At 71.2% G+C, this 14462-nt stretch carries 14 protein-coding genes and 1 pseudogene; 7 read left to right on the forward strand and 8 right to left on the reverse strand.

What is annotated here, in order from left to right; translation table 11 throughout:
• Window positions 1-147 precede the first annotated feature (147 nt).
• The 3 genes from DFR69_RS00005 to DFR69_RS00015 all read right to left on the reverse strand — a co-directional run bounded on the left by DFR69_RS00005 (window position 148) and on the right by DFR69_RS00015 (window position 2378).
• Entirely contained in the window at window positions 148-1341 is a 1194-nt protein-coding gene (locus DFR69_RS00005; protein WP_167456142.1) for a cation:proton antiporter, read from the reverse strand.
• A 10-nt stretch (window positions 1342-1351) separates the two neighbouring features.
• On the reverse strand, window positions 1352-1834 hold the full coding sequence (locus tag DFR69_RS00010) for a cation:proton antiporter regulatory subunit (RefSeq protein WP_110035325.1): 483 nt from the start codon (window positions 1832-1834) through the stop codon (window positions 1352-1354).
• 64 nt (window positions 1835-1898) lie between these two features.
• Window positions 1899-2378, reverse strand: a complete 480-nt coding sequence (locus DFR69_RS00015) for a cation:proton antiporter regulatory subunit (RefSeq protein WP_167456116.1) — start codon at window positions 2376-2378, stop codon at window positions 1899-1901.
• Window positions 2379-2645: 267 nt separating this feature from the next.
• Here DFR69_RS00015 and DFR69_RS00020 point away from each other — a divergent pair, with 267 nt between their 5' ends.
• Window positions 2646-4256, forward strand: coding sequence for an ABC-F family ATP-binding cassette domain-containing protein (locus DFR69_RS00020; RefSeq protein WP_167456117.1), 1611 nt, complete (start codon window positions 2646-2648; stop codon window positions 4254-4256).
• Here DFR69_RS00020 and DFR69_RS00025 read toward each other — a convergent pair.
• Entirely contained in the window at window positions 4253-4777 is a 525-nt protein-coding gene (locus DFR69_RS00025) for a pyridoxamine 5'-phosphate oxidase family protein (RefSeq protein WP_110035327.1), read from the reverse strand. The two genes, DFR69_RS00020 and DFR69_RS00025, sit on opposite strands and share 4 nt — an antisense overlap.
• A 188-nt stretch (window positions 4778-4965) precedes the next feature.
• Between DFR69_RS00025 and DFR69_RS00030 the strand changes: the two genes are divergently transcribed.
• Window positions 4966-5301 carry an STAS domain-containing protein gene (locus DFR69_RS00030; protein WP_110036034.1) on the forward strand — a complete coding sequence of 112 codons (336 nt, stop codon included), beginning with the start codon at window positions 4966-4968 and terminating at the stop codon, window positions 5299-5301.
• Window positions 5302-5365: 64 nt separating this feature from the next.
• Here the strand turns inward: DFR69_RS00030 and DFR69_RS00035 are convergent, their stop codons facing one another.
• Window positions 5366-6403 (reverse strand): LLM class F420-dependent oxidoreductase, encoded by a 1038-nt coding sequence (locus DFR69_RS00035; protein WP_110036035.1) that lies wholly within the window; start codon window positions 6401-6403, stop codon window positions 5366-5368.
• Window positions 6404-6553: 150 nt separating this feature from the next.
• On the opposite strand from DFR69_RS00035, the gene DFR69_RS00040 reads away from it, so the two are divergent.
• From DFR69_RS00040 to DFR69_RS00050, 3 genes and pseudogenes are all read left to right on the forward strand, one after another.
• A complete protein-coding gene (locus tag DFR69_RS00040) occupies window positions 6554-7213 on the forward strand; it encodes a cyclodeaminase/cyclohydrolase family protein (protein ID WP_110035328.1) in 660 nt (219 codons plus the stop codon).
• 302 nt (window positions 7214-7515) lie between these two features.
• A pseudogene (locus DFR69_RS00045) lies at window positions 7516-7887 on the forward strand (L,D-transpeptidase); the annotation flags it as partial.
• A 236-nt stretch (window positions 7888-8123) separates the two neighbouring features.
• The gene (locus DFR69_RS00050) at window positions 8124-9110 is read left to right on the forward strand and encodes a DUF8176 domain-containing protein (protein WP_110035330.1); all 987 of its coding nucleotides are present in this window, start codon (window positions 8124-8126) and stop codon (window positions 9108-9110) included.
• A 25-nt stretch (window positions 9111-9135) separates the two neighbouring features.
• On the opposite strand, the gene DFR69_RS00055 is transcribed toward DFR69_RS00050, so the two are convergent.
• A complete protein-coding gene (locus DFR69_RS00055) occupies window positions 9136-9987 on the reverse strand; it encodes a bifunctional 5,10-methylenetetrahydrofolate dehydrogenase/5,10-methenyltetrahydrofolate cyclohydrolase (protein WP_110035331.1) in 852 nt (283 codons plus the stop codon).
• 169 nt (window positions 9988-10156) lie between these two features.
• Here DFR69_RS00055 and DFR69_RS00060 point away from each other — a divergent pair, with 169 nt between their 5' ends.
• Entirely contained in the window at window positions 10157-11029 is an 873-nt protein-coding gene (locus DFR69_RS00060) for a YdcF family protein (protein WP_110035332.1), read from the forward strand.
• Window positions 11030-11062: 33 nt separating this feature from the next.
• On the forward strand, window positions 11063-11869 hold the full coding sequence (locus DFR69_RS00065) for a putative protein N(5)-glutamine methyltransferase (protein ID WP_110035333.1): 807 nt from the start codon (window positions 11063-11065) through the stop codon (window positions 11867-11869).
• A gap of 97 nt (window positions 11870-11966) precedes the next feature.
• On the opposite strand, the gene DFR69_RS00070 is transcribed toward DFR69_RS00065, so the two are convergent.
• Window positions 11967-12794 carry an SDR family NAD(P)-dependent oxidoreductase gene (locus DFR69_RS00070; RefSeq protein WP_110035334.1) on the reverse strand — a complete coding sequence of 276 codons (828 nt, stop codon included), beginning with the start codon at window positions 12792-12794 and terminating at the stop codon, window positions 11967-11969.
• 34 nt (window positions 12795-12828) lie between these two features.
• A complete protein-coding gene (locus DFR69_RS00075; protein WP_110035335.1) occupies window positions 12829-14403 on the reverse strand; it encodes a succinic semialdehyde dehydrogenase in 1575 nt (524 codons plus the stop codon).
• Between the last annotated feature and the right edge of the window lie 59 nt (window positions 14404-14462).

A 14462-nucleotide genomic window follows, 5' to 3' on the forward strand; every position in this document is an offset into this window, starting at 1 on the left:
ACGAGACCTGGATGTCGGGCATCGGCGTGCAGGCGGCACAGCGGATGCTGGCCGACATCGCCCAGGCGACCGGGGTGACCCTGCCCGCCGAGTGATCCGCGCACACGAAAGGCCCCGCCGGTCTCACCGGCGGGGCCTTTCGGCGGTCTACTCCGCGACCGGAACCTCGCGCACCCGCGACTTGCGGCCACTGATCCCCCGCATGACCGGTTCCACGATCCGCGCCGCGATCGGCCCGATGATCGCCATCAGCAGCACGTAGGTGGTGGCCAGCGCGGCGAAGCCGTCGGGCACCGCGCCCGCGGCCACGGCCAGACCGGCGATGACGATGGAGAACTCACCACGCGCGACCAGCGCGGTACCCGCTCTGGCCCGGCCGAGCTGGGACGCGCCCGCGCGTTTGGCCGCCCACCAGCCGGTGGCGATCTTGGTCGCGGTGGTGACCACGGCCAGCAGCACCGCCCAGCCCAGCACCGGCGGGATCGTCCGCGGATCGGTGCTCAGGCCGAACAGCACGAAGAACATGGCGGCGAACAGATCGCGCAGCGGCTCGAGGATCTTGGTCGCCTCGTGCGCGGTGGAATCGGAGATCGCGATTCCGAGCAGGAACGCCCCGACCGCTGCCGACACCTGCACCGCCGACGCCACGCCCGCCACCAGCAGCGCCGAGCCGAGCAGCTTGAGCAGGAAGATCTCCCGATCCTCACTCGCCACGATCGCCGAGACGTACTTGCCGTAGCGCAGCGCGACCACCAGCACCAGGGTCACCGCGACGAGCGCGATGCCGACCGTCGTCATCCCCGCGACGAAGCCGACGCCGGCCAGGACCGCGGTGAGCACCGGCAGGTACACCGCCATCGCCAGGTCCTCGAACACCAGGATCGACAGCACCACCGGCGTTTCCCGGTTGCCCAGCCTGCCCAGGTCGTTGAGCACCTTCGCGACGATGCCCGAGGACGAGATGTAGGTGACGCCCGCCATCGCGATCGCCCCGGTGGGGCCGAGGCCGAGCATGAGCGCCACGATCACGCCCGGTGTCGCGTTGAGCACCAGGTCGAGCAGGCCCGCCGTCCACGATTTGCGCATGCCGGTGACCAGTTCCCCCGCCGTGTACTCGAGCCCGAGCAACAGCAGCAGCAGGACGACGCCGATCTCGCTCGCGAGGTGGATGAACTCGTCCACCTCGTGCAGCTCGACCAGCCCGCCCGTGCCGAACACCAGTCCGCCGAGCAGATACAGCGGGATCGGTGACAGACCGACCCGGGCCGCGACGCGGCCGAGCACCCCCAACCCGAAGAAAACCGCCCCCAGCTGGATCAAGGCCAGCGCGGAATCACTGATATGCACGCGCTCAGCCGTCGGAGAGGATCACGGCCGCGGCATCGAGCCCCGCCTGCGTGCCGACCACGACCACCATGTCCCCGCCGAGGAACTCGAACTCCGGGCCCGGGGAGGCGTGCACCTGGCCCGCGCGCAGGACCGCGACGATCGAGGCGCGGGTCCTGGTGCGCATCTCGGTCTCGCCGAGGCGCCTGCCCGCGTAGGCCGAATTCGCGGGCACCGGCATCGAACGGGTGCTCACCCCGTCGAGATCGCGGTGTTCCTCGCGCAACTGGGCGACGAGTTGCGGTGTGCCGAGCAACCCGGCCAGCGTGCGGGCCTCCACGCTCGACAGCGGGATCTGCACGGTGGTGTCCGGATCGCCGACCTTGGTGAAGATCAGATCGGTGCCGCCGTCCTTGTGATCGACCACGCCGATGCGGCGGTCCACCTTGGTCAGCGAAAACTCTTTCCTGACACCGATTCCGGGCAGGGAGGTCACATCTACATTCATTGTTGGATCACCTAACGTCAGCTAGGCGATACCTTACCTGCCCTTTACCATTCGCAGGGTCTGGTCAGCCCTGGTCGAGCAACCGCCCGGCGGCTTCCAAGCCCTCGTCGGTGCCGACGACGACCACGAGATCACCGGCGATGAAGGTGAAATCCGTTCCCGGCGACGGTGTCACATCGCCCGCGCGAACGACCGCGACCACCGAGGCCTTGGTCCTGGTGCGCATCGCGGTGTCGCGCAGTGGACGCCCGTCGAACGGGCTGCCGCGATCAATCGCGAACTGCCTGGTCGTGAGCTCGCCGACGCCGTGCACCTCGGGCGTCTTCTGCACCACCTGCGGGGCGCCGAGCAGTCCGGCGAGCACGCCGATCTCGGTGCCCGACAAGGGAATCGACGTGGTCGTGTCGTAGTCCCCGGCCCGCGAGACCACCAGATCCACCGAGCCGTCGCGGTGTTCGACCACGCCGATCCGGCGCCGGGCCTGCGCCAGCGGGAAGTCCTTGCACACGCCGATCCCCGGGAGTGGCGTCACATCGATGTTCACGCCCTCACAGTACGACGACTTCGGAATAACGCCAGCCCCACCCTGTTCGCCCGTCCGGGGAGGCGTCGGTCATATTTCCCTTGCCGAGCCGATGCGGCCCTGGCTACCGTCGAGGGCATGTGTGGACACACCGCGATGACGAAGCCCTGGTCGCGCCGCTGACGGCGGCGACCGGAATTCGTTCTTCCGCCAGGCCGCCGTCCGAGCTGTCATGCCGGGCGGTCGTCGTGCTGTCCCGGCTCCCTCTCGTATCGCGGAGCCTCACTCATGTCTGTTTCCCCGCTTCCCGCGGGCGCGCACGCCCATCTCCGAGCGAGCGCTGTCCATCACCGGCTCGGTGACCGTCCGGTGCTGACCGATGTCTCGGTCACCGTCTCGGCCCGATCGCGCCTGGCCGTCGTCGGCGAGAACGGTCGCGGCAAGACCACGCTGCTGCACGTCCTGGCCGGGCTGATCCGGCCCGACGCGGGCACCGTCACCCGGGCGGGCACGCTCGGAATCGCCCAGCAGGCCATCCCTTTTCGCGCCGGCGAGACCGTCGGCACGCTGGTCGCCGAGACGATCGGTCCCGCCCTGGGCGCCCTGCGCGCACTCGATGACGCGACCGTGGCCCTCACCGCGGGCGCGCCCGGGGCCGACGACGCCTACACCGCCGCCCTCGACACCGTGACAAGGCTCGACGCGTGGGACGCCGAACGGCGCGTCGACGTCGCCCTCGACGCGCTCGGCGCGTGCCGGGACCGGGACCGAGCGCTGGACACGCTCTCGGTCGGTCAGCGCCACCGGGTGCGCCTGGCCTGTCTGCTCGGCGCGCGACCCGACATCCTGCTGCTCGACGAACCGACCAACCACCTCGACCGCGCGGGGCTCGAATTCCTCACCGAGCGGCTGCGCGGGCACGCGGGCGGCGTCGCCGTGGTCAGCCACGACCGGGCGCTGCTGCGCGACATCGGTGCCGAATTCCTGGATATGGACCCGAGCGTCGACGGCAGGCCGCGGCTGTTCGCCGGCGGCTACACCGGCTGGCAGGACGGTCGCCGCCGCGCGCGGGCGCAGTGGGAACAGCAGCACGCCGACCAGGTGGCCGAACAGGATCGGCTGCGGCAGTCGGTGGCCGAGGCCCGCGATCGGCTGGACACCGGCTGGCGACCCGCCAAGGGACACGGCAAGCATCAGCGGCAGTCCAGGGCGCCCGGCGTGGTGCAGACCCTGCACCGGCGCGAGTCCGCGCTGGCCGCGCACCGGGTCACGGTGCCCGAACCACCACTGCGGCTGTGCTTTCCGGAGCTGACGGCCAGGGCGGGATCGCCGCTGCTGCGCGGAGACGGCCTGACCGTGGCCGGCCGGCTCGACGTGCCGGTCACGGTGACGATCGACGCGGGCGACCGGCTCCTGGTGACCGGCGGCAACGGCGCGGGCAAGTCGACACTGCTCGGTGTCCTCGGCGGCGCGCTGCCCCCCACCACGGGCTCGGTCGACCGGCGTCCCGCCGCCCGGATCGCGCTGATCGGCCAGGAAGTGCCCGCGTGGGAGCCGGAACAGACCGCACAGCAGCTCTACGACCGGCACGCCCGGCAGCTGGACCCGCACGGCGCCGCACCGGTCTCCCTCGCCGCGACCGGGCTGCTGGAGCGCCGGGCCAGGCACACGGCGGTGGGCAGGCTCTCCCAGGGCCAGCAGCGCAGGCTGCATCTGGCGCTGCGGCTGGCCGACCGGCCGGACCTGCTGCTGTGCGACGAGCCGACCAACCATCTCTCGGTCGCGCTGGTCGACGAGCTCACCGAGGCGCTCACCGGCACCGGCGCCGCGGTCGTAGTGGCCACCCATGACCGGCAGCTGCTGCGTGACCTCGCCGGCTGGCCGCGATTGGAGCTCTAGTGCGCGAACTTCCAGCGGGTCGCGCCGTGCGGGTCGGTCAGCGCGACGCCGACCGCGAAGTGCGGCACGAACCGGTACAGCCACCAGGGCGCCGGTCCGGCGCTCTGCGCGCTGAACGGCGCGGTGACGGCGTCCCCGTCGCGTTCGGCGGGCCAGCCACTCGCCCGGTAGCTCTCGGTGACCCGGTCGAGTTCGCCGTGGTCGGTGGTGCGCGTGGCCACCCCTTCGAAGACGACATCGACGTCGTCGACGAAGCGGAACGACAGCGTGCACGCCGGATTTCCCGCCAGGTAGCGGGACTTGTGACTGCTCGGACCGCTGGTGAAATAGAAGTTCTCGCCGACCAAGCAGGCGCCGATCCCGGCGGAGTGCGGCCGCCCGTCGGGGCCGACGGTGCCGAGGAACTGGGTGGTCTCGAGGGCGGTGAGACCGGTCTCGACGGCGGTGCGCACCCGGCTCCACGGGAGGGTGTCGTCGTTGTAGATGTTCAGGTCGGTGGCCTCGATCGGGTCGGGCAGCATCGGCACTCCTCTACATCGAACAGCCAGGCAGCGGCGCCGGGCCCGAGGGTCAACGGAGGACTCACAGTGCCTCCCGAGTATAGGTGCGCACGGGTGGGCGAGGCCGTTGGCTTGCGTATTCGGGCGAAGTTGTGTGTTGTTGAGTCGTGACCAACTCATCCGGAGACGCGTATCCACTCACGGACACGATGACCACCACGACGGCGGTACACGACGGCGTCACGGTGCTGACGGTGACCGGCGAGGTCGATCTGGCGACCGCGCCCGCGCTCGACGCCGCGATCGAGGCCATCCTGGCCGACAAGCCGGCGACGCTGGTGATCGACCTGACCGCGGTCGGGTTCCTGGCCTCGGCGGGCATGGCGACGCTGGTCGCCGCGCATCAGCGCGCCGGCGACACCACCAAGATCGCGGTCGTCGCCGACGGCCCCGCCACCAGTCGTCAGCTGAAGATGACGAGCCTGGACCAGGTGTTCGCGATGCACACCACGCTGTCGGCCGCCCTGGCGTCGTTCACGTCCTGACCCACGACAACACGCCGCCGCCCGGGAATCTCCCGGGCGGCGGCGTGTCGCGTCGTGGGTGATGTCAGCAGAGGCCGCGCAGCTGCTCGATCAGCTTGACCCGGCCCGCCGCGTTCTCCGCCAGCGGTGTCACGTTCAGCGTGGTGACGCCCGCCTCGGCCATCGCCGCGATGCGGTCCTTGACGAAGCTCTCGGGGCCGATCAGCGACACGTCGCGCACCAGCTCGTCGGGCACGGCCGCGGCGGCGGCCTGCTTGTCGCCGGCCAGGTACAGCTCCTGGATCCGGTTCGCGGCATCGCCGTAGCCGTACTTGGTGGCCAGCGTGTGGTAGAAGTTCTTGCCCTTGGCGCCCATGCCGCCGATGTAGAGCGCCAGGTGCGGCTTGACGAACTCCAGCAGCGGGGTCACGTTCTCACCGATCGCCAGCGCGGGACCGGCGAAGATGTCGAGCTCGCCCAGCGCGGGATCGCGCTTGGCCTTGCCGGCGGCCAGCGCGTCGCCCCACACGTCCTTCGCCTTCTCCGGCAGGAAGAAGATCGGCTGCCAGCCCTCGGCGATCTCGGCGGCCAGCTCCACGTTCTTGGGCCCCAGCGCGGCCAGCAGCACCGGAATGCGTTCGCGCACCGGGTGATTGATCAGCTTGAGCTCTTTGCCGAGGCCGGTGCCACGGTCGGCCGGCAGCGGGATCTGGTAGTACTTGCCCTGGTAGTTCAGCTTCTCGCGGCGCCAGACCTTGCGGCAGATCTCCACCAGTTCGCGGGTGCGCCCGATCGGGGCGTCGTAGGGCACGCCGTGGAAGCCCTCGATGACCTGCGGGCCCGAGGCGCCGAGGCCGAGGATGAAGCGGCCGTCGGAGACGAAGTCCAGACCGGCCGCGGTCATCGCGGTGAGGCTGGGGGTCCGGGTGTAGAGCTGCAGGATGCCCGAGGCCAGCTGCACGCGTTCGGTGCGGGCGGCCAGGAAGCCCAGGGCGCTCACCGCGTCGAACGAGTACGCCTCCGGCACGAAGACGATGTCGAGTCCGGCGCGTTCCAGGTCGGCGACCTCGGCCGCGACCTCCTTGAAACCGCCCGAGTAGTTGATGCTCAATCCGATCCGCATGGCACCCAACATAGCCCCGCCGCCCGCGACCACCCCGACCGGTCGGTCCGTCGGTGCCGGTGCTGGTCGAGCGGGGTGCGCGGGGCGGCACGCGGTAGCGTTGACGACGATTCCCGCCAGTTTCTCGCCGCATCGAAAGGCCACCACGTCGTGTCGCAGCCCACCGCCTCGCCGCAGCAGATCGCTCCCTCCTTCGGCTCGGCGACCCTGGAGCACTATCTGTCGGAGCTGGGCGCGAAGGTTCCCGCACCCGGCGGCGGCGCCGTGGCCGCGCTGCACGCCGCCCAGGCCGCGGCGCTCATCGCGATGGTCGCGCGCTACACGACCAGGGCCAAGGACGCCGAGCACCGCCCGGTGATCGATCGGATCATCGAGGCCGCCGACGCCGCCGGGGCGCGCGCGCTGGCGCTGGCCGACGCCGACGCCGCCGCGTTCACCGCCGTCGGCGCGGCCTACAAGCTGCCCAAGGACACCGACGCCGAGCGCGCCGCGCGCACCGAGGCGATCAACGCCGCGCTGGTGGAGGCGGCCAGGGTGCCCGCCGCCGTGGTCGACGAGGCCGACGAGATCTTGTCGCTGGCCGCCGAACTGCTGCCCATCGGCAACCCGAACGTGGTCACCGACATCGGCGCGGCCGCCGACGCCGCGCGCGCGGCCGCCATGAGCTCCCAGCTCAACATCGAGATCAACGTCGGCTCGCTGCCCGCCGAGCTCGGCGACGCCTTCGCCGCCGCGCTGCTGCGCGTCGACACCATCGCCGCCAGGGCCGATGCCCTGCACGCCGACGTCCTGCACGCCGTACGCGGCTGAGGTCGGCTCCGCGCGGTCTCGAACCGAGAAATTTCACCAGGGGCTCCACCTGCGCGAACGCAAGGCGACACTCCGATACACCCTCCGGCCGTTATCACTTCGAGAGGTCGAGTTGATCATGGCGGCCTAGACTTGGACTCCGCCTACGAGTGAGTGAAGGGGTGGCGTTTATGAGGAGAGCAGTTCGTTTTCTGTTCGTCGCGATCTTGGCGGTGATCCTGGCCGGAGCATGGTCGGGTGCCGCGTCCGCGGACCTGATCGAAGGCCAGCGCACCCAGTACGGCGGCGGGACGTACGCCGAGGCGAATCTGTCGGCGCACACCTTCACCGTGTACCAGAACGGTCAGGTCGTGCGGGTGATGCCCGCGTCGATGGGCAAGCCCGGCTTCGAGACCCCCACCGGCACCTTCAGCGTGCTGGAGAAGCAGCGCGCCGTCGTGTTCGACTCGCGCACCATCGGCATCCCGCTCGACGATCCCGAGGGCTACATCATCGACGGCGAGTGGGCCGTGCGTCTCACCTGGGGCGGGGTGTACGTGCACTCGGCGCCGTGGTCGGTGGACTCGCAGGGCAACGCGAACGTCAGCCACGGCTGCATCAATCTCGCACCCGACGACGCGGCCTGGTACTTCGAGAACGTCGGCATCGGCGACGAGGTCTACATCCACTGGTGACCAATTCCTCGTGGCATTCGGCGATCCTGTCGTGCGCGCAGTATCGTGCCCCGTAACGAAATCGTTGCGGGGACGAACCTGACGGCAACTCCCCTGATGAAGGTGGGGCGATGGATCGACCGGAGGCACACAGATCGACCGGGGCTCGACAGCACGACCCGGGATCGGTCGGTGGTCCGTTCACTGCTGCCACGCCGCGGCGTGGCAGTCGTGAGCTGGGCGCGCCACCCCGGCGGGTGAGCGAAACCGCCGCGCCCACCACGGGTCCGCGGCATCGCCTCGGCGGTGGACCGCGCACGCCCGCGGGCATTCCGGTGATCTCGCTGCCCGCCGCGCACACCCTGAACCTGCCCCCGCAGGACGCCTACGCCACCGACCGGCTGCCCATCGTCGGCGGGCCGTTCGATCCCGGTGCGCGGCACGCGCTTCCGGAGGCTCCGTCGCGGAGCCGCAACGCCGACAACGGTCCCGACACCGACCGGCTGCCGATCGTCACCCGCGACATGCTCGCGCCGACATCGGAACCCCTCGCTCTCGCACCGCACACTCTCGCGCTCGCGCCGGAACCCGTAACGGCCCCGCCCGCTCCGGCCCTCGCGGCCGCGGGGCCCGATCCGGTCCCGCCGCGCCCCGCGCCCGACTACTCCGGCGACGACGAGGTCTTCGCCAGGATGATCAACCGCAACCAGCGGCGGCGCCCGCCCCGCTGGGCCGCGCCGCTCGCCGCGTCGATGGCGGGCGCGCTGCTGATCGGCGGCGGATACTTCCAGTTGCGGGGTCCCGCACCGGAATCCGCCGCGGCGAGCACGCCGATCGAGTCGAGTCAGGCCGACGCCACGCCGGCCGCCGGAAACTGCCCCGCCGAGCAGGTCGGCAGCAAGATCCAGGGCAACGGCCCCGGCGGCACCGAGAACGGCGTCGCCGCGATTCTGGCGTTCCAGCACGCGTATTACGTGGCGCGCTCCGGTGATCAGGCGCGCACGCTCGTGTCCGGCGATGCCGCGCTGCCCTCCGGCGCCGACATCCAGGCCGGGATCGACACCATTCCGGTGGGCACCACCCACTGCCTGGCGATCACTCCGGCGGCCCACGCCGGACAGTACTTCGTGGTGATCACCGAGTTCCGCCCCGACGAGGTGCCGATCATCTACAACCCGCAGCTCGTCGGCACCGCCAAGGTGGGCGGCAAGCACCTGATCACCTCGATCGGGCCGGTGCGCTAGACCCGACCGAGGGCGCGAAATCCGCTCAGGCGCGGGCCTTCTCGGCCGCGACGACCACGTGGCGCATCAGCAGCGCGGTGGTCACCGGGCCGACGCCGCCGGGGACGGGGCTCAGCGCGGCGGCCTTGCCGTCGACCGAGGCCGCGTCCACATCACCTACGATGCCGCCGTCGGCGGACTCGTTGGTGCCGACGTCGATCACCACGGCGCCGTCACCGACGTGCTTGCCGGTGATGAGCCCGATCCGGCCCGCGGCCGCGACCACGATGTCGGCGGGGGTGGTGACCGCGGCGAGATCGGCGGTGCGCGAATGCGCGACGGTGACGGTCGCATTCTCGGCCAGTAGCAGCTGCGCGAGCGGCTTGCCGACGATGTTGGACCGCCCGACCACGGTCACCAGGCGGCCCTGCAACGCGATGCCGTGGTGCTTCAGCAGTTCGACCACGGCCTCGGAGGTGGCGGGCACGAAGCCGTCCAGCCCCGACGCGAGCAGGCCCAGCGACAGCGGGCTGACCCCGTCGACGTCCTTGTGCGCGGCGATCGCCGCGCTCACGTCGTCGAGAACCACGCCGGCGGGCAGCGGGGTCTGCAGCATGATCGCGTCGGTCGCCGGGTCGGCGCTGCGCGCGGTGAGTTCGGCGCGGATGGTCTCCGCGCTCGCGTCGGCACCGAGATCGATGCGCTCGCAGGCGATTCCGAGGCGCTCGGCGGCCTTGCGCAGCGAGTTGACGTACCAGGCGCTGGCCGGGTCGTCGTTGGCGACGATCAGCGCCAGCGTGGGTGCCGAGCCCGCGGCGCCGAGCGCGGCGGCGCGGTCCTTCGTGTCGGCGTTGATGGCGGCGGCGAGTTCCTTGCCGGTCAGCGAAGCGGTATCCACGGTGGGTCAGCTTATCCGTCGCTACCGGGTGCCCGGTCCACCGGGCGGCGACGCGCGGAACGTCGTCGGGGTCCGGGGCCCGCGCCGGGCGCGGTCGTAGGGTGTTGGCTGCTCTGTCATCAGCGCTGCCAGCACGTACCGACCGTTCGCGGGAAGGGTGTCGACTGTCGTGAAGATCTCGAAGCAATGGAAACAGGCGGCCGCCGCGGTACTCGCGGCCGCCGCGGTCACGACCGCGGGCATCGGCCCCGCGACCGCCGAAGCGGACGTGACCGCGCTCTACAACTCCGCGCAGCGGCATTTCACCGACGGCGACGATGCCGCGGGCCGGGCCGACCTGCGCGCCCTCATCGCCGCCGACCCGAACGACACCGAGGCGCTGGCCCTGCAGGCCATCTGGTCGCACTACGCGGGCGACCCGGGCGCGGTCGGTGAGGCGATGGCCCGGCTCGGCGCGGTCGACGCCGGGATGGCGGCGGGCACCTCCAACGTGCTGCGCGCGGTCACCGCGGCGGCCGCCACCCTGCCCAATCCCCTCCCCGCCCTGGTCGGTCCGCAGACCGGCATCGTGGTCCTCGGCTACGGCCTGCTGCCCGACGGGGCGCTGCGCCCCGAGCTGGAGAATCGGTTGACCGCGGCCTGGTTGCAGGCGATCGCCGCCCCGTTCTCGCCGGTGATCGTCACCGGCGGCAATCCGCAGAACGGGATCTCCGAGGCCGAGGCGATGCGCCGCTGGCTGGTCGGGCGTGGGCTGCCCGCCGACCGGATCCACGTGGAGGACCGGGCCGGCTCGACGGTGCAGAACGCCCTGTTCAGCACGCGGATGCTGCGCGATCTCGGCGCGCACAGCGCCGTGGTGGTCACCTCGCCGAACCACATCCGCCGCGCGGTGGCCGACTTCATCGTGGCCGGGACCAACGTCGTCGGCGCCATGACCTCGCTCGAACAGCTGGTCTCCCAGCTGCCCCCGCCGGCGCGCGCCGCCCAGCGCGGGATCTACCTCGACGCGACCCGCACGTTCGAGCTCGACACCGCCCGCTGACAATTCGGTTGCCGGGCCGGGGACAATCGCTGCATGACTGTTCCCGCCCCCGCCGACGTGGTCGTCGCGCTCCGCACCGCCGGCTGCGTCTTCGCCGAGGACGAGGCCGCGCTGCTGCTCGAGGCTGCCGCCGGTGACGCGTCGCGGCTCGACGAGCTGGTGACGCGACGAGTGGCGGGCACTCCGCTGGAGTATCTGCTCGGCTGGGTGGAATTCCGCGGCAGGCGGATCGGCGTACGCCCCGGCGTCTTCGTTCCCCGGCAACGGACCGCGTTCCTCGTCGAACTGGCGGTGGCAGGGGGCAGGCCCGGTGCAATGTGCGTGGTCGATCTGTGTTGCGGCTGCGGGGCGCTGGGACTGAGCGCGGCCACCGAACTCACCGCGCGCGGCGCGGTGGTCGAGCTCGTCGCGGCCGACATCGATCCGGTCGCCGTGGCGTGCGCGCGGGAGAACCTCACCCCGCTGAGCGCGCCGGTGTTCGCCGGTGACCTGTTCGACGCCCTGCCGCGCGATCTGCGCGGCCGCATCGATGTACTGCTCGCGAACACCCCGTACGTGCCGAGCGAACGGGTCGCGGACATGCCGCCCGAGGCGCGCGAACACGAACCGCTGGTCGCGCTGGACGGCGGGCCGGACGGGCTCGCGGTCTTCCGGCGCGTCGCCGAGGGCGCGGCGCACTGGCTGGCGCCCGGCGGCACGGTCCTCGTCGAAACCTCGACCGGCCAGGTCCAGACCGCGTGCGCGATCCTGGCCGAGCACGGCCTCGCGCCCCGGGTGGAGCGGTCCGAGGAGTACTACGCCACCGTCGTGCTGGGCACCCGCTCGGGCGATCCGCGCTGACCACAGCATTTCGGCAGTCGATGCAAGTACGCGCGAGCTGCCGAGACGGCACTGCCCCCACCGACGTGACATCGGCGGGGGCAGTGTCGTGCCGCGCTTACTTGCGTCCGGTGAACTGATCCATCGAGTGGTAGACGCCCACGGCGTTGAGGTAGAAGTCGCGCACCTTGATCGGCAGCAGGCCGGTGAGCGCGCGGTTCATCCGCGAGGTCCACGGCAGCACCACCAGGGCGCCACCGTTCTTCATCTCCCGCCACGAGGTGTCGACGACATCGTTCTGCTCCAGCATCGGCGTGAACAGGATGCCCTTGGCGCCGTCGAACATGCCGGTGTTGATGTAGGTCGGACAGACCGTGGTCACCTTCACGTGCTCGTGGCCGGCCTGCTCGAGCTCGAGCCGCACCGAGTCCGACCAGCCCAGCGCCGCCCACTTCGAGGCCGCGTAGACGGCCATGCGCGGGTTGGCGACCAGACCGGCCGAGGACGCGATGTTGAGGATGCGCGCCTGACCGGCCCCGGCGACCATGCCGGGCAGGAACTCGAGCGCGATGTACATCGGGGCCAGCGAGTTGATCGCCATGGTCTTGTCGATGTCGGCGCGGTTCTCGGTTTCCCAGAAGTAGGTGTTGCCGCGCACGATCCCGGCGTTGTTCACCAGGATGTCGATCCCGCCGATCTCGTCGCGCACCGTGTCGGCGGCCGCGCGGATCGAGTCCTGCGAGGACACGTCGACGACGTGCTGATACACCTTGCCGCCCTGGGCGGTGAGCTGGGCGGCGGTCTCGCGCAGCGCGAGCTCGTTGACGTCCCACAGCACCACCGCGTCGGCGCCCTCACGCACCGCCCGCTCGGCGAACAGCTTGCCGAGGCCCATGGCGGCGCCGGTGACCAGCACCCGCTTGCCCGCGACCGTCTCCAGTTTCATGTCCTGCCTACCCCTGCTCCGTCGATCCTGATCGCTACTTCTGGCGCAGCGTCTTCATGACGCCGAAGACCAGCGTCATCGTCTTGGCCCACATCTGCTCGGACATGCCGGGCAGCGGCGCGATCGGGAGGACCCGCTGGACCGCGACCGTCTGGGTGTCCACGTACTTGAGCAGACCCTCGGGACCGTGCCTGCGGCCCTGGCCCGAGATGCCGAGGCCACCGGAGGGCGCGTCGATGCTGCCCCACGCGGCGATGAAGCCCTCGTTGACGTTCACCGAGCCCGCGTTGATCCGGGCGGCCACGGACTTGCCGCGTTCCACGTCCTTGCTCCACACGCTGGCGTTGAGGCCGTAGGCGGTGTCGTTGGCGGCGTCCACGGCCTCGTCGTCGGAATCGACCTTGTAGATCGACACGACCGGGCCGAAGGTCTCCTCGCGGTAGACCGTCATGCCGGGCTCGACGCCGACGAGCACGGTGGGCTCGTAGAAGTATTGGCCGAGGTCGGGGCGGGCGCGACCACCGGCGAGCACCTTGGCGCCCTTGGCCACGGCGTCGTCGACGTGCGCGCTGACGGTGTCGAGCTGACGCTGGAAGGTCAGCGACCCCATGTCCCTGCTGTAGTCGAGCTCGCCGCCCAGGCTCATGTTCTTGACGTTGCCGACGAACTCGGCCACGAACTGGTCGTAGGCGCTCGCGTCGACGTAGATGCGTTCCATCGACTCGCACAGCTGCCCGGCCGAGGAGAAGCAGGCGCGGACCGCGAGCTTGGCGGCCTTGGACACGTCGGCGTCGCCGAGCACCAGCAGCGGGTTCTTGCCGCCGAGTTCCAGGGAGTATCCGATCAGGCGCTCACCGGCCTGCTGGGCGATGGTGCGGCCGGTGGCGCTGGAGCCGGTGTAGTCGACGTAGTCGGCGCGGGCGATCACGTCGCCGCCGATCTCGCGGCCGCGGCCGAGCACCGCCTGCCACAGGCCGCGCGGCAGGCCGGCGCGTTCGGCGGCGTCGATGGCCCACAGCGCCGAGAGCGCGGTCTGGTTGTCCGGGCGCGCGATGACGGCGTTGCCCGCGATCAGGGCGGGCAGCGCGTCGGAGGCCGACAGGGCCAGCGGGTAGTTCCACGGCGAGATCACCGCGACGACGCCCTTGGGCCGGTTGTGCACCTCCACCGAGGTGAGCACGGGCAGCACGCCGCGCGGCTTGCGGTCGGCCAGCAGCTTGGGCGCGACGGCGGCGTAGTAGCGCGAGTTCAGCGCGACGTCGCCGACCTCGTCGAAGGCGTGCGAGCGGCACTTGCCGGTCTCGGTCTGCACGATGTCGAGGATCGTGTCCTGCTCGGCCAGCACGATGTCGTGGAAGCGGCGCAGGATCTCCACGCGCTGCTTGACCGGCACCTTGGCCCAGTCGCGCTGGGCGTGCCTGGCGACGGCGAAGGCGCGGTCGATGTCGTCGACGGAGGACTGCGGCAGGTCACCGATCTTGTGGCCGGTGGCCGGGGCGAAGACCGGCACCGACGCGGCGCCGCCCGCCACCGCCCGGTCGAACAGGGGCTTGACCAGCGCGGCGGGCAGCGCGGTCGGTTCGGCGGTCAGCTCGGGGGCTGTCGTCATTGTCGGCCCTTCTCCTCAACAGATGGCTCACGCGCGACGATCGCGCCGGGTTCGGCTAT

This window comes from Nocardia neocaledoniensis (genome assembly GCF_003182135.1).
Lineage (GTDB): Bacteria > Actinomycetota > Actinomycetes > Mycobacteriales > Mycobacteriaceae > Nocardia > Nocardia neocaledoniensis.

Coding starts and splice junctions, on each gene's coding strand:
- DFR69_RS00010 (WP_110035325.1), bottom strand. CDS start 1,834: ATGAATGTAGATGTGACCTCCCTGCCCGGAATCGGTGTCAGGAAAGAG.
- DFR69_RS00020 (WP_167456117.1), top strand. CDS start 2,646: ATGTCTGTTTCCCCGCTTCCCGCGGGCGCGCACGCCCATCTCCGAGCG.
- DFR69_RS00025 (WP_110035327.1), bottom strand. CDS start 4,777: ATGCTGCCCGACCCGATCGAGGCCACCGACCTGAACATCTACAACGAC.
- DFR69_RS00030 (WP_110036034.1), top strand. CDS start 4,966: ATGACCACCACGACGGCGGTACACGACGGCGTCACGGTGCTGACGGTG.
- DFR69_RS00035 (WP_110036035.1), bottom strand. CDS start 6,403: ATGCGGATCGGATTGAGCATCAACTACTCGGGCGGTTTCAAGGAGGTC.
- DFR69_RS00065 (WP_110035333.1), top strand. CDS start 11,063: ATGACTGTTCCCGCCCCCGCCGACGTGGTCGTCGCGCTCCGCACCGCC.
- DFR69_RS00070 (WP_110035334.1), bottom strand. CDS start 12,794: ATGAAACTGGAGACGGTCGCGGGCAAGCGGGTGCTGGTCACCGGCGCC.
- DFR69_RS00075 (WP_110035335.1), bottom strand. CDS start 14,403: ATGACGACAGCCCCCGAGCTGACCGCCGAACCGACCGCGCTGCCCGCC.